General features: G+C 71.3%; 15 protein-coding genes and 1 pseudogene. 10 read left to right on the forward strand and 6 right to left on the reverse strand.

Annotated features, from left to right (window positions below; all coding sequences use genetic code 11):
• Nucleotides 1–24: 24 nt before the first annotated feature.
• From qcrC to ACFY36_RS36950, 4 genes are all read left to right on the forward strand, one after another.
• Nucleotides 25–873 carry a cytochrome bc1 complex diheme cytochrome c subunit gene (gene qcrC / locus ACFY36_RS36935; protein WP_499750530.1) on the forward strand — a complete coding sequence of 283 codons (849 nt, stop codon included), beginning with the start codon at nt 25–27 and terminating at the stop codon, nt 871–873.
• Nucleotides 870–1973, forward strand: a complete 1104-nt coding sequence (gene qcrA / locus ACFY36_RS36940; RefSeq protein ID WP_499750531.1) for a cytochrome bc1 complex Rieske iron-sulfur subunit — start codon at nt 870–872, stop codon at nt 1971–1973. The genes qcrC and qcrA overlap by 4 nt, the downstream gene beginning before the upstream one ends.
• Nucleotides 1970–3577, forward strand: a complete 1608-nt coding sequence (qcrB, locus tag ACFY36_RS36945; RefSeq protein ID WP_499750532.1) for a cytochrome bc1 complex cytochrome b subunit — start codon at nt 1970–1972, stop codon at nt 3575–3577. Before qcrA ends, qcrB begins: the two co-directional genes overlap by 4 nt.
• Nucleotides 3578–3674: 97 nt before the next feature.
• Nucleotides 3675–3962 (forward strand): Lrp/AsnC family transcriptional regulator, encoded by a 288-nt coding sequence (locus tag ACFY36_RS36950; protein WP_498695758.1) that lies wholly within the window; start codon nt 3675–3677, stop codon nt 3960–3962.
• On the opposite strand, the gene ACFY36_RS36955 is transcribed toward ACFY36_RS36950, so the two are convergent.
• The 4 genes and pseudogenes from ACFY36_RS36955 to ACFY36_RS36970 all read right to left on the reverse strand — a co-directional run bounded on the left by ACFY36_RS36955 (nt 3959) and on the right by ACFY36_RS36970 (nt 9141).
• Nucleotides 3959–4804 (reverse strand): nucleotidyltransferase family protein, encoded by an 846-nt coding sequence (locus tag ACFY36_RS36955; RefSeq protein ID WP_499750533.1) that lies wholly within the window; start codon nt 4802–4804, stop codon nt 3959–3961. The genes ACFY36_RS36950 and ACFY36_RS36955 overlap by 4 nt on opposite strands.
• 146 nt (nt 4805–4950) lie before the next feature.
• A pseudogene (locus tag ACFY36_RS36960) lies at nt 4951–5439 on the reverse strand (NUDIX hydrolase); the annotation flags it as partial.
• 21 nt (nt 5440–5460) lie between these two features.
• Nucleotides 5461–7251, reverse strand: a complete 1791-nt coding sequence (locus tag ACFY36_RS36965) for a RelA/SpoT family protein (RefSeq protein ID WP_499750534.1) — start codon at nt 7249–7251, stop codon at nt 5461–5463.
• 90 nt (nt 7252–7341) lie between these two features.
• The gene (locus ACFY36_RS36970) at nt 7342–9141 is read right to left on the reverse strand and encodes a DEDD exonuclease domain-containing protein (protein WP_499750535.1); all 1800 of its coding nucleotides are present in this window, start codon (nt 9139–9141) and stop codon (nt 7342–7344) included.
• A gap of 105 nt (nt 9142–9246) precedes the next feature.
• On the opposite strand from ACFY36_RS36970, the gene ACFY36_RS36975 reads away from it, so the two are divergent.
• The 4 genes from ACFY36_RS36975 to ACFY36_RS36990 all read left to right on the forward strand — a co-directional run bounded on the left by ACFY36_RS36975 (nt 9247) and on the right by ACFY36_RS36990 (nt 13362).
• Entirely contained in the window at nt 9247–10617 is a 1371-nt protein-coding gene (locus ACFY36_RS36975) for an NYN domain-containing protein (protein ID WP_499750536.1), read from the forward strand.
• Nucleotides 10618–10713: 96 nt separating this feature from the next.
• Nucleotides 10714–10935 (forward strand): hypothetical protein, encoded by a 222-nt coding sequence (locus tag ACFY36_RS36980; RefSeq protein ID WP_498658022.1) that lies wholly within the window; start codon nt 10714–10716, stop codon nt 10933–10935.
• A gap of 49 nt (nt 10936–10984) precedes the next feature.
• Nucleotides 10985–12235 carry a M48 family metallopeptidase gene (locus ACFY36_RS36985; RefSeq protein WP_499750537.1) on the forward strand — a complete coding sequence of 417 codons (1251 nt, stop codon included), beginning with the start codon at nt 10985–10987 and terminating at the stop codon, nt 12233–12235.
• Entirely contained in the window at nt 12235–13362 is a 1128-nt protein-coding gene (locus ACFY36_RS36990) for a glycosyltransferase family 4 protein (protein WP_499750538.1), read from the forward strand. The genes ACFY36_RS36985 and ACFY36_RS36990 overlap by 1 nt, the downstream gene beginning before the upstream one ends.
• A 12-nt stretch (nt 13363–13374) precedes the next feature.
• Here ACFY36_RS36990 and ACFY36_RS36995 read toward each other — a convergent pair whose 3' ends face one another.
• Entirely contained in the window at nt 13375–14484 is a 1110-nt protein-coding gene (locus ACFY36_RS36995; protein ID WP_499750539.1) for a hypothetical protein, read from the reverse strand.
• Between the two features lie 279 nt (nt 14485–14763).
• Here ACFY36_RS36995 and ACFY36_RS37000 point away from each other — a divergent pair, with 279 nt between their 5' ends.
• Nucleotides 14764–16701, forward strand: a complete 1938-nt coding sequence (locus tag ACFY36_RS37000; RefSeq protein WP_499750540.1) for an ABC transporter ATP-binding protein — start codon at nt 14764–14766, stop codon at nt 16699–16701.
• 36 nt (nt 16702–16737) lie between these two features.
• Nucleotides 16738–17277 (forward strand): TlpA family protein disulfide reductase, encoded by a 540-nt coding sequence (locus ACFY36_RS37005; protein ID WP_499750541.1) that lies wholly within the window; start codon nt 16738–16740, stop codon nt 17275–17277.
• Here the strand turns inward: ACFY36_RS37005 and ACFY36_RS37010 are convergent, their stop codons facing one another.
• A complete protein-coding gene (locus ACFY36_RS37010) occupies nt 17278–18516 on the reverse strand; it encodes an MFS transporter (RefSeq protein ID WP_499750542.1) in 1239 nt (412 codons plus the stop codon).
• Nucleotides 18517–18522: the final 6 nt, after the last annotated feature.

An 18522-nucleotide genomic window follows, 5' to 3' on the forward strand; every position in this document is an offset into this window, starting at 1 on the left:
TCAAAACCCAGAGGGACTCAGCCCATGACTTCAGACACCCCCGCCAAGCGGCGTCTCAGGGTGTTCTCCCGGGGGCGCAAGGCGCCGAGCCGGGCGCGCCGGCGGTTCGGCGCGGCGGTGCGCATGCTCGCCGCCCTCGCGCTCGCCGGCGGCATCTACACCGCCTTCGCCCCGGGAGCCTTCGCCGAGGACAACCGGCAACTCTCCGCGGCCGCGCTCGAGGGCAAGCAGCTGTTCGACAACAGCTGCATCAGCTGCCACGGCCGCGACGCCGAGGGTGTCGACGACAAGGGACCGAGCCTGATCGGCGTCGGCGCCGCGTCCGTCGAGTTCCAGGTGGGCACCGGCCGCATGCCGATGACCCGGCAGGAGGCTCAGGCCGAGGAGAAGAAGCCGCAGTTCGACGAGACGCAGACCAAGCAGCTCGCGCAGTACATCCAGGAGCTGGGTGGAGGCCCGCAGCTCCCGCAGGGTGAGCTGACCGAGGATCTCAAGTCGAACCCCGAGGCGCTGGCCCGCGGTGGCGAGCTCTTCCGGGTCAACTGCACCTCGTGCCACGGCTTCGGCGGTGGCGGTGGCGCCCTGTCGTCCGGCAAGTTCGCGCCGGCCCTGCACGACGCCACGCCCGAGACGATCTACGCGGCCATGCTGACCGGCCCGCAGAACATGCCGGTGTTCGGCGACAACCAGCTCACGCCGGACGAGAAGCGCGAGATCATCACCTACATCACGGTGCAGCTCCAGCAGGACCGTGACCCGGGTGGCCTGTTCAACCTCGGCCGTTACGGCCCGTCGACGGAGGGCGTGGCCGTCTTCCTGGTCGGCATCACGCTGCTGGTCTTCACGGCGCTGTGGATTGCGGGGAAGTCATGACGACTGTGCACCACGACACCGAGCCGGCCCAGCCGGTCGATGTCCACGACCCCAAGATGACGCGTTTCGACATCGTCAAAGAGGGTCTGCGCCGCGACGAGATCGAGATCATCACCTACGAGTCGCAGTTCCAGGGCCGCGACTCCAAGGCGGAGAAGCGGGTCGTCCGCAACATCGCGCTGCTGTTCATCGTCTCGGGCCTGGCCGCCCTCGTCTTCCTGGTCGCCTACATCTGGTGGCCGTGGCGGTTCGAGCTCGGCGAGACCACGAGCGACTTCTACACGCCGATCCTCGGCATCAGCCTCGGCATCTCGCTGTTCGCCCTGGGCTTCGCGATCCTGGCCTGGGCCAAGAAGCTGCTGCCGCACGAGGTCTCGATCCAGAAGCGGCACGACGGCGCGTCGCCCAGCGACGAGCAGCTGATCACCGGGCAGACCGCGCTGTTCGTGGGCGACGAGCTCGCCGGCGGCGTCCAGCGCCGCCCGCTGCTCAAGGGCGCGATCGGCCTCGCCGCCGCGCCGCTGGGCATCGTGGCCGCGGCCCCGCTGATCGGTGGCCTGATCGAGAACCCGCACAAGGGCTCGCCCCCGCCGCTGTTCTCGACCGGCTTCAACCCGGTGCACAACAACGGCCAGCCGGTCCGGCTGGCCCGCGAGGACGGCACCCCGATCCGGCCCGAGGACGTCAGCGCCGGCGGCCAGGCGACGGTCTTCCCGGGCATTCCGCACGGAGCGACAAATGAGTACGCCGACTCGCCCACCCTGCTGATCCACCTGCGTCCCGACGACGCCGAGGAGACGCGGCGCAACGCGGAGGGCGACCGGCGCAACGCCGGTTCGATGTACGGCGACTACGTGGCGTACTCGAAGATCTGCACGCACGCCGGTTGCCCGGCGAGCCTGTACGAGCAGCAGACCAACCGGCTGCTCTGCCCGTGCCACCAGTCGCAGTTCCTCATCACGCGGAACGCGCAGCCGGTCTTCGGCCCGGCCAGCCGCCGTCTGCCGATGTTGCCGCTGGGCGTGGACGACGAGGGCTACTTCGTGGCAAAGTCCGACTTCAAGGACACTGTCGGACCTGACTTCTGGGAGCGGCCGTGAAGCGGCGCAAAGTAGACCTCGCGCAGGCCCCGGTGGCCGTCGCGCGAGGCACCGATGAGCGGTTCCAGGCGGCGACCCCGCTACGAGCCCTGCTCAACAAGGTGTTCCCCGACCACTGGTCGTTCCTGCTCGGCGAGATCGCGCTCTTCTCGTTCATCGTCCTGCTGCTGACCGGTGTCTTCCTGACCCTCTTCTTCGACCCGTCGATGAAGGAGGTCGCGTACGACGGCCCGTACTCGGCCCTGCGCGGCACCGAGATGTCGGCCGCCTACGAGTCGTCGCTGCGGCTGTCGTTCGAGGTCCGCGGTGGTCTGTTCATGCGGCAGATGCACCACTGGGCGGCGCTGCTGTTCATGGCGTCGATCGTCGTGCACATGGCCCGCATCTTCTTCACCGGCGCCTACCGCAAGCCGCGCGAGATCAACTGGTTGATCGGCATCATCCTGTTCCTCCTCGGCTTCTTCGCCGGCTTCACCGGCTACTCGCTGCCGGACGACGGCCTGTCGGGCACCGGTCTCCGCATCGCGTCGGCGATCATGCTGTCCTTCCCGATCATCGGCACCTGGCTCTCCGCCGCCGTCTTCGGCGGCGAGTTCCCGGGCCACCTGATCATCGGCCGGTTCTACATCGCCCACGTGCTGCTCATCCCGGGCGGTCTGCTGGCGCTGATCAGCATCCACCTGGCCCTGGTGTTCAAGCAGAAGCACACCCAGTGGCCCGGCCCGATGCGGACCAACACCAACGTGGTCGGCGAGCGCATGTTCCCGCGCTACGCGCTCAAGCAGGGCGGCTTCTTCATGGCCTGCTTCGGGACGATCGCGCTGCTGGCCGGTCTCTTCCAGATCAACCCGATCTGGCTGTTCGGCCCGTACCGCGCGTCCGAGGTCTCCTCGGCCTCGCAGCCCGACTGGTACGTCATGTTCATGGACGGCCTGGTCCGTCTCATGCCGAACTGGCAGATCTACATCGGCGACTACAGCATCCCGCCGCTGTTCTGGCCGGCCGGCGTCGGCCTCGGCGTGATCTTCACGCTGCCGATGCTCTGGCCGTGGCTCGAGGCGCGCAAGTCCGGCGACAAGCGGATCCACAACCTGCTCGAGCGTCCCCGCGACAACCCGGAGCGGGTCGGCATCGGCGCCATGGCGTTCACGTTCTTCCTGGTCGCCACGCTCTCCGGCGCCAACGACGTGATCGCCGACAAGTTCCACATCAGCCTCAACGCGATGACCTGGGCCGGACGTATCGGCCTGATCGTCGGGCCGCCGCTGATGTACTGGCTGGCCGTCCGCATCTGCCTGGGCCTCCAGCAGCACGACCGCGAGGTGCTGGCGCACGGCGTGGAGACGGGCATCATCCGCCGCCTGCCGAACGGCCAGTTCATCGAGGTCCACCAGCCGCTCGGCCCGGTGGACGACCACGGACACCCGGTGCCGCTGGAGTACGGCGGCTGGGTCGTCCCGAAGAAGATGAACCGGGTCGGCGCTCTCGCGCCGGCGATCAAGGGCTTCTTCTTCCCGGTCGAGAAGCCGGCCGAGGCCCCGGTCTCGCCCGGCATGCCGCCGGTCTCCGGAGAGGACCGCGAGGAGATCACCTCCGGCCGCTGATCCGGCACGCTGTCACAAGAAAGGGGCCCGCTTCGGCGGGCCCCTTTCTCTCTCTAAGATTGATCGGTCCACTCCCTCAGAGGCGAGGAGCCCGCTGGTGAACACCGCGATCGTGCACATCGACTGCGCCACCGACTCGATTCCCGAGGTCGCCGAGGCGCTGGCGGCTCTGGACGGCGTCAGCGAGGTCTACTCGGTGGCCGGCAACGTCGACCTGATCGCCATCGTGCGGGTGCCCCGCTTCGACGACATCGCCGAGGTCATCGCCGGCAAGATCTCCAAGACCCCCGGCGTGATCAACACGGAGTCGCACATCGCGTTCCGCGCCTACTCCAAGCACGACCTCGAGGACGCCTTCGCCATCGGCCTCCCCGACGCCGACTAACTCACCCCGGGGACTCTCACCGTTATCGGGCCGGGGGCGCGGATGACGTCGACCAGCTTCTCGCCGGCGGCGACCACGGCGCCCGGCCACACCACGCAGCGGGTGATCTCGCCGTGGACGGTGGCGCCCGCGCCCACCACGGCGTCGGTGACGGTTCCGGTGATCGTGGCCGAGGGGTCGATGAGGGCGCGGGCCTTCGCGGCGTGCAGATTGGCCGTGAGGTAGTCGCCGGGCGTCCCGGTGTCGATGTAGGAACCCTCGTAGTTGATCAGCTCGAGCGCGCCTTCGGCCTCGGCCGGGCGCCACACCGTACGGACGAGGTTGCTCATCTCGGTCGACAGCTCGCGGACGTAGCGCCACGGCAGCAGTGAGAAGCCCGCGAACCGGCGCCCGCTGAACCCGCCGGTCGCGCCGGGCGGATTGGTCTTGGTGAGCATCCGGACGGTCTCGCCCGACCAGCCGTCGAGCAGCGCCGCGATGTCCTTACCCGGCTCACGACCGGGATCCGAGAGGTACGCGTCGGCGTTGCCGACAAGCGCACCCCGCCCGTCGATCCAGCCCTTGAGCCGCCCCACCCCACCCGAGGTGCCGACCGGCCCGTCCGGCTCCACGGACAGGTGAGCCCGATCGCCGACGTGGGCCACGACCTGCTCACCGAGGTAGGCCGCGTTCACCGCGGCCGTCCTGGTGCCGGCCAGCCCCAGCGCGGCCAGCCGGGCCAGCGCGCGATCGAGCAGCGCGACATTGCCGACCGGGCACAGCGCCTTGGGCAGGATCTCGGTCAACGGCCGCAGCCGCTGCCCTTCGCCCGCGGCCAGCACCACACCGCAGACCTCGGTCACTTGTCCTTGGCCTCTTCGCCGGCCTCAGCCCCAGCCCCGGCCGTGCCGGCTGCGCCGTCCTCAGCCTCGGTGCGGGTCTCGGCGGTCTGCGCGAGCGCGGCCTCAGCCTCGACCTTCCTGGCGGCCAGCGCCGCGGTCTTCTGGCCGCCGATGCCGTACTGGCTCAGCAGGTGGGCGGTGTTGACCGTCACGCGGGGGAGGTCGTCGACCGGGAACCACGCCGCCTCGAGGATCTCGCCGCCGTCGACCTTGAGGGACGTCGTGGAGGCCGGGACCGCGCCGAAGAAGACCGTGTCGACCACGCCGACCGGGTGGATGATCGCGTTCGGGTTGCCGGGCGTCAGGTCGGCCGGAGCGATGCGGACGCCGGTCTCCTCGAACAACTCGCGGGCCGCGCCCACGTCGGCCCGCTCGTGCTTCTTCAGCAGGCCGGCCGGCAGGCTCCAGCCGCGGTTCGGCGGCTGGCGCAGCAGCAGGATGCGGTCGGGGCCGCTCGACTCGGCGTCGCGGATCACGGCGACGGCGCCGACCAGATATCTCGGGGCCACCAGTCCGGCGATGCGACGGCGGGCGGCGCTCGGCAGCCGATAGAAGGCTTGATATGCGTACGCCCGTACGACCCGAGAGAAGCTCACACCGGCAAGGCTACTGGGACGTCAGTCCGGGTGGTCGACGAGGGCGATGAGCTGCTCGACGACCGCGTCCGGCTCGAGGTTGCGCTCGCAGACCGCGACCAGCATGGTCTCGAGGTCGGGGTAGCCCAGCTCCTCGGCCAGGCGGCGCAGCGGCACCTCGCTGGCCAGGCCCCGGTCGTGTTTGCGCAGGGTCAGGCCGATCGTCGCCCGGCCCAGCCGCACCTTGTCGGCGATGCTGATGCCGGGCTCGTTCTTCTCGTCGAAGTAGCGGTTGATCTGCATCTGGGCCTGGCTGGACTTGACGAAGCCGAGCCATTCCTTGCGCGGGCCCCGGGGAGCGTTCGGCTCGAGTTCGACCTGTCCGTCGGTCTCGGAGAAGATCTCGACCACGTCGCCGTCCCGGAGCTGGGAGCTCAACGGGGCCAGCCGGCCGTTGATCGTCGCCGCCAGGCACTGGTCGCCCTTTTGCGGGCCGAGCTCGTAGGCCAGGTCGACCGGGGTGGAGCCGCTCGGCAGCTCGAACGCGTGCCCGTGGGCGAAGACCGTGATCTGGGCCTCGGCGAGATCACACCGCAGCGAGGCGAGGAACTGGGCGGCGTCCGTCGTGTCCTGCTGCCAGTCGAGGACCCGCTTGAGCCAGGTGAGCTGGTCGGCGCCGGAGGCCTCGGCGTCCTGCGCGTACTTGGGATAGCGATAGGTGGTCGCTACGCCGTACTCCGAATAGTCGTGCATCGTCTCGGTGCGGATCAGCACCTCGACCAGGCGGCCGTCCGGGCCGGTCACGGTCGTGTGGAGCGAGCGGTACAGGTTGTTCTTCGGTGAGGCGATGAAGTCTTTGAACCGGCCGGCCACCGGCCGCCACTGCCCGTGGATGGCGCCGAGCGCCGCGTAACAGTCCGTCTCGGGGCCGTCCACGATGACCGCGATGCGGGGCAGGTCGAACGGCACCTTGTGGTTGCCGGCGACCGTGTCCTTCCAGATCGAGTAGTAGTGCCGGGGCCGGACCATGACCTCGGCCGACACTCGCTGGCGGCGCAGCGCCGTGCGGGCCTTCGCGCTCACCTCGGACAGGTATTCGTCCCAGCCCGGGCGGTTGCGCACGTGCTCGTCGATCCGCGCGTACGAGTCGGGCTCGAGGTGGTAGAGCACCACGTCGTCGAGGTCGCGCTTGAGGGCCTGGATGCCGAGGCGGTCACAGAGCGGCACCAGTACGTCGAGGGTGGCCGTCGCGATGCGGGCCCGGCTGGCCGGGGAGCGCGCGTCGAGCGTGCGCATGTTGTGCAGCCGGTCGGCCAGCTTGATGACCAGGACCCGGACGTCCTTGCCGGCCGCCACGATCATCTTGCGGATCGTCTCGGCCTCGGCCGCCTTGCCGTAGAAGGCCTTGTCGAACTTGGTCACACCGTCGACGAGATGGGCCACCTCGGGGCCGAAGTCGCCGTGCAGCGCCTCCAGCGTGTAGCTCGTGTCCTCGACCGTGTCGTGCAGCAGCGCGGCGACCAGAGTGGTCGTGTCCATGCCGAGGTCGGCGCAGATCTGCGCGACGGCGAGCGGATGCGTGATGTACGGATCGCCGGACTTGCGCATCTGACCGCGGTGCATGTTTTCCGCGATCGCGTAGCTGCGGCGCAGCACGCCGGCGTCGGCCGAGGGGTGGATCGCGCGGTGAGTGCGCGTGAGGACGGTCACCGGGTCGTCGTCGTTGCCCTGAAAGCTCAGGAAGGACCGCAGGCGACGACCGATCGTCAACTCGGGGGCAGGCTTCGGGAGGGCACGTCCAAGGGCGGCGCCGTGGCCGGCGTCGACGTCCACCTGGACACCCCCTCACCGCAAGAGGCTCGCGCGACCGCAAGCCAAATCACCGTGAAGCCCCGCGAACCAGACTCGCGGATTTCACTTGCCTTACAGCCTAAGCGAGCGAGCGTCATCCGAACGGTCAGTTACGGATGAGCGAACGGACGAGTCTTTGCCCGAAGCTGCCGCTTCTGCCCGGTTGAGCAGGTCAGTGAAGCGCGCGGCGCCACGAACCGGTGACACCCAGTCGCCGGAAGTTTCCACCAGTCGGGTGTCGGGCCGTTCGAGCCAGGCGAGGATCCGCTCGGTCTCCTCGGCCGACGCGGCGGGCACCGGGCCCGGTCCGGGTAGGACCGTCTCGGCCGTCATCCGGGCCGCGTCGAGCGTCGGGCGAGGATGTTCGTACGGCGGGGAGGTGGCCGCGGCGGCGAGCCGGCCGTGGCGCACGACGACGATCTCCCAGCCGCCGACGTCGTTGCGCCGGGCCGCGACCATCTCGGCGATCCTGGTCACACCGGACAGCCGCTGCATGCGGACGGTCGCTCTGAGTAGCGCGATCAGGCGCGATCGGAGGGTGGCCGCCTCCTCGTACCGCCGGCGCTCGGACAGCGCCTCCATCCGGTCGACCAGGGCGCGGATCACCGGCTCGGGATCACCGTAGGTGGCCGTCCGAAAGGGCAGGGCGGCGCTCGCCGCGTACTCCTCCGGGGTGATCTTGTGTTCGCACGGCGCCGGGCATTTGCCCAGCTCGGCCAGGGCGCAGGCGGGGATCGGCGTGCGCAGCGAGAGCTTGTGGGTGCACTGGCGCAGCGGCACGGCGTCGTAGACACCGGCCGCGGCCAGCTCGGCCGTGCGCCGCGACGAGAACGGGCCCAGATAGGCCGCGTTGTCGTCGGCCAGCGACCGGACCACGGACAGCCGGGGATAGGGCTCATCGGTCAATTTGAGCCAGACCACACGATCGGGATATTTGGATCGGCGGTTGTACGGCGGCGCGTGCGCCGCGATCAACCGCAACTCCCTGACCTCGGCTTCCAGTGAATGAGCGCACTCCACCGCTTCGATCCGGGTCGCGGCGCCGATCATCTCGGACATCCGGGCGCGTTTCTCGCTGGCGGTGAAGTAACTCCGTACGCGGGTCGCAATATCTTTTGACGTGCCCACATAGAGCGGGCGGTCGTCGGCGGCCCGGAAGACGTAGACCCCCGGCACGTGCGGCAGGCCGTCGGCGAGATGGCGCTGGCGGCGCTGGGTGGGTGTGACCGCGCGGGCGAAGTCGATCGCGTCGCCCAGCGTGTGTACCCGGAAGCTGCCCATCCGCTCGATCAGCCCGTGCAGCACGTCGACCGTGGCCCGGGCGTCGTCGAGGGCGCGGTGGTTGGGCTGGACCGCCGAGCGGAAGAACTGGGCCAGCGTGCCGAGCTTGCGGTTGGGCACCTCGTCGCGGGTCAGCGCCCGGCGGGCGATCGCGGCGGTGTCGAGCACCCGGGGGTTGGGCCAGGCGTAGCCGTGGCGGGCACAGGCGGCCTTGAGGAACCCCACGTCATAGGGCGCGTTGTGCGCCACCAGGACGGCGCCGCGCAGGAACTCGAGCAGGCTGGGGAGCACCGACTCGATCGGCGGGGCCGGGGCCAGCATGGCCTCGGTGATGCCGGTCAGCACGGTGATGAAGGGCGGGAGCTTCTCACCCGGGTTGACCAGGGTCTGGAACTCGCCGATCTCGGCGCCGCCACGCACCTTGACCGCGCCGATCTCGGTGATGCCGGCGCCGTCGGCCGCGCCGCCGGTCGTCTCGAGGTCGAGCACGACGAAGGTCGTGTCGGCGAGGGAGAGCGCCGCCGGCTCGACCGAGCCGTCGGCGCTGAGAAGCGTGTCCAGAGTGCCCTGGACATATGCCGGTTGTGCCACGCCGGGGACTTTAAAGAGGGGGTACGACATGTTCCGGCCCGGGCCTTATAAAAGATCACTTGCTTCGACAAGCTTTTCCGCAGCCCGCGGTGTGAGAATAGGTAGATGTCCGCACCACTGCCCTCGAACGACCGCCCCGACACGGAGGCGGTCGCTCAGGATGCGGACTTCGCTCCGGAGCCGACCCTGCCCGAGCCGGTCCGCCAGCGGATCATGACGCTGGCCGCGGCCGCGCTGCCCGCGCTGCCCGGCGACGAGATCCCCGTGCCGATGCGCAAGGTGGCCCGTTTCGCCCCCAACCGCCGGGCCCGGCTCGGCGGCCGGGAGATCGCCGCCCAGCTCGCGGCCGACCCGCTGTTCCGCCAGCGGATCAGCACCCGGGTGGTCGCCGACGCCGGTGACCTGGGCGCCGCCGTCGCGAGCGGCATGGCCCCGGCCGCCGCCGACCCGGTCGAGGTGGCCGCCCTGGCCTATCTGGCCCGGCCCGAGGGCTGGCGTGAGCTGATCGAGGAGGCCGGCCACGCGGTGATCGCCGAGGCCGACAGCGCCGCCATCGCCACCCAGGTGCGCGAGGCCGAGAAGCGGGCCGTCCGGGCCGAGCACGACCGTACGGTGGCCAAGGTCGAGGCCGACAAGCTCCGCGACGAGCTGGCCCGGGTCCGCGAGGAGATGGGCCAGCTGCGCGAGGAGGCCCGGTCGTCGGCCAAGGCCCTGCGCGAGGCCCAGGCGGCCACCAAGCGCGCCACCGACCTGCTCGCCACCGAGAAGGGCCGCATCGCCCGCACGGCGGCCGACCACGACGCCGAGCTGCGCCGCCTCAAGACCCGCCTGGCCGAGGCCGAGGCGGCCGCGGCCACCGGCAAGCAGAGCGCCAAGGACGCCCGGGCGGTCGACGACGCCCGGCTGTGGCTGCTGCTCGAGACCATCGGGCAGGCCGCGTCCGGCCTGCGCCGTGAGCTGGCGCTCAACCCGGCCGACAAGCTTCCGGCCGACTTCGTGGCCGACACCGCGGCCGAGCTGCCCGGCTCGCCCGAACGCTCGCGTGCCCGCGCCCAGGACACCGACGATCCGGGCCGGCTCGACCAGCTGCTCGCCCTGCCCCGGGCCCACCTGATCGTCGACGGCTACAACGTGACCAAGCGCGGCTTCGCCGAGATGTCGCTCGAGCAGCAGCGCAAGCGCCTGATCACCGGCCTCGGCGGCATCGCGGCCCAGACCGGTGACGAGGTGACGGTCGTCTTCGACGGCGCCGAGCGGGTGCACGGGCTGCCGCCGTCGCCGCGCGGTGTGCGGGTGCTGTTCTCCCGCAAGGGCGACACCGCCGACGAGCTGATCCGCCAGCTGGTGCGGGCCGAGCCGTCCGGGCGCCCGATAGTGGTCATCTCGTCCGACCGTGAGGTGGCCGACGGCGTGCGCCGCCACGGGGCGTACCCGATGGGCGCGGACTCTCTGCTACGGCGCCTTTCCCGCTCCTGACCTGCGGTTTCCCGTTTTTGTCATACCCCCCTCGTACCGTGATGGTCACTGATGGTGGTCGTCATTTCCCCCGGCCACCACAGGGGAGGAGGAGTGATGATCATCGACTGCGGTCGCTGCGACCGGGCCCCCGGCGAGTGTTCCGGCTGTCTGGTCTCCGCGCTGGCCAACACCCCCGACGGCATCGAGGACCTGACGCCCGGCGAGCTGCGCGCGATCGAGGTGTTCGAGCTCGCCGGCTTCGAGGTCGAGCTGATCGAGACACCGGAGCCGCCGGTGGTCGTCCCGCTCTACCCGCGAGGCCGTCACGTGGCGTGATCGTTCGTCTCTCTAAGATGGGCTTTTCTTTCGTCAGGGAGGTCACGCGATGCGGCTCTGGGCTTTCCTCGCCCTTCTGGCGCTGCTCGCCGGCCTGGCCGTCGTCGCCGCCCTGACGATCCCGTGGCACCGGGCGCCGGCGCCCAGGGCCGATCAGCTTTCCGCGCTCGATTCGTTCCCCTCCGGCCAGGTCGTGCGGTCCCGCGCGTTCCATTCGGCGCTTCGCCCGGGCTCGTACGGGTCGATGGCGATCGGCCTGATCGTCGCGCTGGTGCTCGGCCTCACGCCGCTCGGCGCGTGGATCGTGACCCAGGCCGGCCGGCCGTTCGGCGGCCACTGGCTGGCCCAGGCCGTGCTCGGCGGCTTCGCGGTGGTGCTGGTGGCCGAGATCGTCACGCTGCCGTTCGCCGCCTGGCGGCGTTCCGTCCTGGTGGAATATGGCATCTCGACCCAGACCTGGGGCGCGTGGACGGTCGACCTGCTCAAGTCGTGGGCGGTCGGCGCGGTGATCGGCGGGCTGGCGCTGGCCGGGTTCTTCGCGGTGACCCACTTCGCGCCGCGCTGGTGGTGGGCGATCGGGGCGGTCGGCGCGGCCGGGCTGGTCGTGCTGCTGTCGTTCGTCCTGCCGGTGCTGGTCGAGCCGGTCTTCAACAAGTTCACCCCGATGGCCGACGGCCCGCTGCGTACGTCCCTGATGCAGTTGGCCGAGCGCGACGGCGTGCCGGTGAAGGACGTGCTGGTGGCCGACGCGTCGCGGCGGACGAAAGCGGTGAACGCGTACGTCTCCGGCATCGGCCCGACCCGCCGGATCGTCGTCTACGACACGATGCTGACCGAGGCCACGCCGGACGAGGTCGTCTCGGTGACCGCGCACGAGCTCGGCCACGCCAAGGACGGCGACGTGCTCATGGGAACGATCCTGGGCGCGCTGGGCGCGGCCGTGGCGGTGATCGCGCTCTACCTGCTCGGCTCCTGGCAGTGGCTGCTCGACCGGGCCGGCGTCGACTCGATCGGCGAGCCGCGCGCCATCGCCCTGCTGCTCGCCATGGTCACGCTGGCCGGCCTCGTCTCCGGCCCGGCCCAGGCGTTCGTCAGCCGCCGGGTCGAGGCCCGGGCCGACACCCACGCGCTCGACCTGACCGCCGACGCGGCCACCTTCGAGGCCATGCAGCGCCGCCTCGGCACGGTCAACCTGTCCGACCCCGACCCGCCCGCCTGGGAGCACACCTTGTTCGCCTCACATCCGTCCACCGTGGAGCGCATGGCCGCGGCCCGCGCGTACGCCCGGGGTGAGCGCTGATGTCCCGCACCCTGCTGATCACGAACGACTTCCCGCCCCGCCCCGGCGGCATCCAGCAGTTCGTGCACAACCTGGCCGTCCGCCAGCCGGCCGGCTCCCTGGTTGTCTACGCCTCATCGTGGCGGGGCGCCGAGAAGTTCGACGCCGAGCAGCCGTTCGAGGTGATCCGCGAGAAGACCACCGTCCTGCTGCCGACCCGCGCCGTCGCCAAGCGCGCGGCCGAGATCGCCCGCGCCCACGACTGCGACCGCGTCTGGTTCGGCGCCGCGGCCCCGCTGGGCCTGCTCGCCGACGGCCTGCGCCGCACCGCCGGCATCGAACGGGCGGTGGCCCTCACCCACGGCCACGAGACCGGCTGGGCCGCCCTGCCCGGCGCCCGCCAGCTGCTGCGCCGCATAGCCCGGGGCAACGACGTGATCACCTACCTGGGCGAATACCAGCGCGGCCGCCTCGACAAGGCCCTGCACGGCCTGACCGACCTGGAGCGCCTGGCCCCCGGTGTCGACGTCGACACGTTCCACCCCGGCGTCGACGGCAGCGAGGTCCGGGCCCGCCACGGCCTGACTGGCCGCCCCGTGATCGTCTGCGTGTCCCGCCTGGTCCCCCGCAAGGGCCAGGACAGCCTGATCAAGGCCCTCCCGGCGGTCCGCCGCCGGGTCCCCGACGCGGCGCTGCTGCTGGTGAGCGGCGGCCCGTCCCGCCCGAGGCTGGAACGCCTGGCCCGCGACCTCGGCGTGGCCGACAGCGTCGTCTTCACCGGCTCGGTCCCGTGGCCCGAGCTGCCGGCCCACTACGCGGCCGGCGACGTGTACTCGATGCCGTGCCGCACCCGGGCCGCCGGCCTGGACGTGGAGGGCCTGGGCATCGTCTACCTGGAGGCCTCGGCCATGGGCCTCCCGGTGGTGGGTGGCGACTCGGGAGGCGCCCCCGACGCCGTACGGGAGGGCGAAACCGGCTATGTGGTCGGCGGCCGTGATGTGCCGGCCCTGGCCGCCCGCTTGACCGAGCTCCTGACCGACGAGCCCCTGGCCCGCAAGATGGGCCAGGCGGGCCGGGCGTGGGTCGAGCAGGAGTGGCGCTGGGAGTCGCAGTCGGCCCGCTTGACCCACCTCCTCGGCCAGGCCTGACCACCACGGTGGTCAGCCGGGCAGCTCGGCGGTGTTCGGCCCGGTGACGAAGGGGGTGTCCTTGAAGAGGCGACGAACCTGGGCGCCGTCGTCGAAGCCGTTGCCCACACAGCCGGAGTAGCGCAGAAAGATTCCGGACCGGCCGGCCGCGCTCTGTGCGATGAGGACGATCGCCTCGTCTCCGTAGGCGACCTCCGGCGCGCACTCCTCGGGATGATCGGGGCCGCCGCCGATGGAGGAGTGGGCGATCTGCTGGATGGCCTGGGAGGCGGCGTCGCCCTCCAGGCGGAGGCTCGAGATCAGCCCCGCTCCGGTCGCGGTGGCGGCTCGGGGACCGAGGCCGGAGCCGGGGTGCGGGTCGAGGCCGGGCTGCGGGCTGGAGTTGGGCTGCGGGCTGGAGTCGGGCTGCGGGCTGGAGTCGGGCTGTGAGCGGGAAGTGTCGTTGAGATCGTGGAGCTCGTAGCGGCAGGCGGCGATCGCGGTGACGGTGCGCAGTGCGGTGACGGCGGTGGGTGGGTGCGGGCGTAGGGGCGGGTGGCGGCTGATCGGGTGGCTGGTGGGGCAGCCGGAGCTGTCGATCGTGACGCGATGGATGGTGGCGACGATGCGGTCTCGTAGAGGGCGCGGGGCCTGCACGATGATCTCGACGCCGGCCTGGCGGACCGTGGTTCGGTCGTCCTTCTGGTCGATGCCGTCGGGGGACAGGGCGTGGGCCAGGCCGACCACCTCGCCGGTGTTCTTGAGCAGCTTTCCGCCGTCCGGGCAACCGATCGCGGGGACCGCGCCGCCGGGGCGGGCCACGGCCGGTGGGTGGCCGGGGCCGGGGTCGATGCACCAGGCGTCCAGGCGCAGGCCGCTGTCGGCCCAGCCCCAGGTGGCGGGGACGCCGACCTCGATGCCGCCGTACGACTCCCAGCGCCACCCGGACGGCAGTGCCGGAACCGCCGCCTGAGCGATCCCCGCCGGCGAGGGCGGCGGCGTTGAAAGCGGCGAGGTCGGCGGCGTTGAAAGCGGCGAGGTCGGCGGCGTTGAAAGCAGCGATAAGCGCGGTGGCTGCGACGGCGACAACCGCGGCGGGGAATCGGATGGCGAGGGCTGTGAGCCGCCTGCTGTGAGCAGCAAGGCTGCGATGGTGGCGGCCAACGGGCGTACACCCGGCATGGTTCCCCCGCTCCTCGAGATGATCAAGTGGGAGTGGGACGGGGGAGAGCGACCTGGGGTTCCCGTTCACGGGAGCGTGAGTGAACTGATCACTGTCCGTGATCGTACAGACGTGGATCGGGGGAGCGGCGTAGGAAAGGCGGAGGGCTTCCGGTGCGTCGCGGCGTGCCGTCCGTGCGTTGCGCGTGCCCGGTCGCGGACGCGGAGCCTGTGCTGAGGGACGTCCGAGATGGAGCTTCTATGCGGGACGCCGACTCCGGCCAGGAACACGGCAACGCGACCAAGGGTACCGCCGACGCTGATGTGCAGACCGAGTTCGAAGATGGTGAGCTCTCGCTGCCCTACTGGCTGACCAGCACCGAAGAGGCGGCCAACACCTCGTTCTGGCAGATGCTCAAACGACTGCCGAGGCTGCTGCGGGAAGCCTGGCTTCTGGCGTGGCGGGCCGATCGGCGCACCACCACGGCGCTCGTCGTCCTGCAGCTCGCGGCCGGTGTGGCCAGCGCGGTCGGGCTGATCAGCGTGGTCGGCGTCTTCGACGGGCTGCTGCAGGACGTGCCCACCCCGGACCGGGTGCGCGCCGCCGTGCCCTCGTTGCTCCTGGTCGTCGGGGCGGCGGCCGCCCGCGGCGCGCTGACCTCGGCGGCGGCCGCCGCCAACGGGCGGCTGTCGCCGAAGGTCTATGAGGCGGCCGAGATGCGGCTGCTGACGCTCACCACGCGGGTCGATCTGTCCACCTTCGACGATGCTGACTGGCGTGACGCCATGGAACGGGCCCGCGACCGCGGCATCTCGGCCGCCGAGCAGCTCGTCGACCGGGCCATCGAGCTCGCCACCAACGTGATCGCGCTGACCGCCGCGGCCGGCGTGCTGGCTGTGCTGCACCCGATCCTGCTGCCGCTGCTCGTGCTGGCCGTGGTGCCGATCGGGTGGGCGGCGGTGCGGTCGGCCCGGCTCGGCTACCGGCGGGTGCTGCGGCTCATCGCGGTGTGGCGCCGGCAGCGCATGCTGGCCGAACTGCTCGCCGCGCGGGAGCCGGCGCCCGAGCTCAGGGCCTTCACGCTGCGGTCGTTCCTGCTGGACGAGGTGCGGCGGCTGCTGTCGATCTCGACCAACGAGGAGATCAGGATCTCGTCGCGGCAGGTGCGGACCACGCTTGTCGGCACTGTCCTGAGCGCGATCGCGACCGCCTTCGCGTACGTCGTCCTGCTGTGGTTGCTGTGGACCGGGCGCATGGAGCTGGCCGCGGGCGGCGCGGCGGCGTACGCCATCAATATGGGCATCGGCAAGCTCAGCGAGATCGCCTTCTCGGCCAACCGGGTCTTCGACCAAGGCCTCTACTTCGCCGACTTCCAGGGCTTCTGCGAGTTGTCGCGCTCGCGGGCCGAACCCTCGCCGGGCGGGGTGGCGCCGCCGTCGTTCCAGGAGATCGCCCTGGAGAAGGTCACCTTCCGCTATCCGGACGCGGACCATCCGGCCGTACGGGATGTCAGCCTGACCCTGCGCCGCGGCGAGGTGGTCGCCCTGGTGGGCGAGAACGGGTCGGGCAAGTCGACGCTGGCCACGCTGCTGGCCGGGCTGCACCGGCCGCAGCAGGGCCGGATCCTGTGGGACGGCGTCGACGCCGAGCGCCTCGATCCGGACTCGGTGCGCGAACAGGTGGCCGTGGTCATGCAGGAGCCGACCAGGTGGCCGCTGTCGGCCCGGGCCAACATCACGATCGGGCGGCACGACCGGGTCGTCTCGATGCCCGAGGTGCGCGCGGCCGCCGGCGCCGGCAACGCCCACGACTTCGTGATGGAGCTTTCCCGGCAGTACGAGACGTTGCTGTCCCGCCATTTCATCGACGGCGCCGATCTCTCGGGCGGCCAGTGGCAGCGGCTCGCGGTCAGCCGGGCCTTCTTCCGCGACGCGCCCCTGCTGATCTGCGACGAGCCCACGGCCAACCTCGACGCCCGCGCCGAGCACGACGTCTACCAGCGCCTGCGGGAGCTGGCCGAGGGCCGCACGGTCGTCCTGATCACCCACCGCATGGCGAGCGTGCGGGAGGCCGACCGCATCTACGTCCTCGATCACGGCACGGTCGTCGAACAGGGCGACCACGAGGAGCTGATGGCGGCCGACGGCATCTACGCCCAGATGTTCACGTTGCAGGCCAGCGCGTACCAGATGGCCTGATCGCTTTCGAGGCGCCCGCCGTGGCACGCTAGTCCTATGGATTCGATAGGCCTGGTAGCCGTAGCGGCCGTGCTGCTGATCGGCGTCGCGGTCGGGTTGTGGCGCCGGCGCACCGAGGGCCGCTTCCGCGACGTCGCCCCGGCCGGGCTTCTTGTGGAGACTGGTGCGGTGAACGGCGGGACGGAACGGCGAGTGGTGCCGGATGCGCGGGAGGAACCGGGCGTGATCGAGGAGGCGGGTGCCGACCTGAGCGCGGAAGGCGCCCGGCTGGAGCCGGAGCTGCTGCGCGCGCTGGGCGTGGAGGCCGCGGCGAAGGCGACGCTGTTGCAGTTCTCGTCGGCGTTCTGCGCCCCCTGCCGGGCCGTGCGGCGGGTGAGCTCCGAGGTCGCCGCCATGGTTCCGGGGGTACGCCACGTCGAGGTCGACGCGGAGAGCCATCTGGACGCCGTGCGGGCGCTCGGCATCTGGCGCACCCCGACCCTCCTCGTGCTCGATGCGGAGGGCCGGGTCGCCAAGCGTGCTACAGGCGTACCGGGAAAGCCGCAGTTGATCGCCGCCCTGGGCGCCGTGCTCTGATCAGTTGCCGGTGGCCTCGGCCAGCTCCGGCGTCGTGGCGGCCGGAGCGGGCTCGGCGCGAGGCCGGGTCAGCCGGCGGGTGCCGGGCACCAGGAACTGGGCCGCGGCCGACAGGAAGAGGACGGCCGCGCAGGCGGTCAGGACGGGCGAGGTGCCGTACTTGGCCGAGAGCGGGCCGGCCAGGACGTTGCCGATCGGCATGGCGATGAACGACGTCAGGTAGTCCCACGAGGAGACGCGGCCCAGCATGCGCTGCGGCACCTGGTCCTGGATGGCGGTCTCCCAGGCGACGTCGAAGAAGATCAGGCCGGCGTAGCCCACGATCGCGCCGGCGATCACGGCGATCAGTTCGGCCGGCCAGACGTACGCCAGGGCCCAGAGCGGCATGAGCAGCAGCGTCAGCCAGCCCGCGCGGAGCAGGCGCCGGGGCTTGAAGCGCAACGCGACGGCGGCGCCGATGACGCCGCCCAGTCCTTCGGCGGCGGCGATGAAGCCGGCGGCGGAGGGGCCGCCCAGGCGTTCGATGGCGACCACCTGCACGAGGACCAGGATGACGCCGTTGGCGATGTGGTAGACGGTCGCGCCGAACAGGCCGAACATCAGCCAGTCGCGCTTGCGGATCTCGCGCCAGCCGTCGCCCAGCTCGCTGATCATCGAGGCGCGGGGGCCGCGCTCGGCCCGGACCCGCAGCAGCAGGGCGGCGATGGTCGAGGCGAGGAAGCTGAGCGCGTTGACGGTGAAGCCGGCCGAGGCGCCGAAAGCGGCCACGGTGACGCCACCGAGAGCGGGCCCGGCCACCTGGCTGCCGGTCTGGAGCATGCTGATGGTGGCGTTGGCCGACTGGCGTTTCTCGACCGGGACGAGCAGCGGCCGCAGCGCGCCGAAGGCCGGATCGAAGAAGCTGGCGGCGCCCGTGGAGATCGCGGCGAGCGCGCAGAGCAGGGCGAGGTGGTAGCCGCCGCTGAAGAACATGACGGCCATCGCGCCCGCCGCGGCCATGCGGACCAGGTCGGAGACGACCATGACCCGCTGCGGCTGGAGCCGGTCGGCCCACACGCCGCCGAAAAGCGTGCAGGCGAGCCGGGCCACGATCGAGGCGGCCATCACCATGCCGAGGTCGCCGGGGCCACCGCCGGCTTTGACCACGGCGACGGCGAGCGCCACCGTCTGAAAGCCGTTGCCGACCCAGGAGAGCGTCAGCCCGCTCACCAGCAGCCGAAAATCACTGATCCGTCGCATGGGACG

Origin of the sequence: Actinoplanes sp. NPDC000266, from assembly GCF_042899005.1 — a bacterium.
GTDB lineage: Bacteria > Actinomycetota > Actinomycetes > Mycobacteriales > Micromonosporaceae > Actinoplanes.

Coding starts and splice junctions, on each gene's coding strand:
- qcrC (WP_499750530.1), top strand. CDS start 25: ATGACTTCAGACACCCCCGCCAAGCGGCGTCTCAGGGTGTTCTCCCGG.
- qcrA (WP_499750531.1), top strand. CDS start 870: ATGACGACTGTGCACCACGACACCGAGCCGGCCCAGCCGGTCGATGTC.
- ACFY36_RS36975 (WP_499750536.1), top strand. CDS start 9,247: ATGTCCGCACCACTGCCCTCGAACGACCGCCCCGACACGGAGGCGGTC.
- ACFY36_RS36980 (WP_498658022.1), top strand. CDS start 10,714: ATGATCATCGACTGCGGTCGCTGCGACCGGGCCCCCGGCGAGTGTTCC.
- ACFY36_RS36985 (WP_499750537.1), top strand. CDS start 10,985: ATGCGGCTCTGGGCTTTCCTCGCCCTTCTGGCGCTGCTCGCCGGCCTG.
- ACFY36_RS36990 (WP_499750538.1), top strand. CDS start 12,235: ATGTCCCGCACCCTGCTGATCACGAACGACTTCCCGCCCCGCCCCGGC.
- ACFY36_RS37000 (WP_499750540.1), top strand. CDS start 14,764: ATGCGGGACGCCGACTCCGGCCAGGAACACGGCAACGCGACCAAGGGT.
- ACFY36_RS37005 (WP_499750541.1), top strand. CDS start 16,738: ATGGATTCGATAGGCCTGGTAGCCGTAGCGGCCGTGCTGCTGATCGGC.
- ACFY36_RS37010 (WP_499750542.1), bottom strand. CDS start 18,516: ATGCGACGGATCAGTGATTTTCGGCTGCTGGTGAGCGGGCTGACGCTC.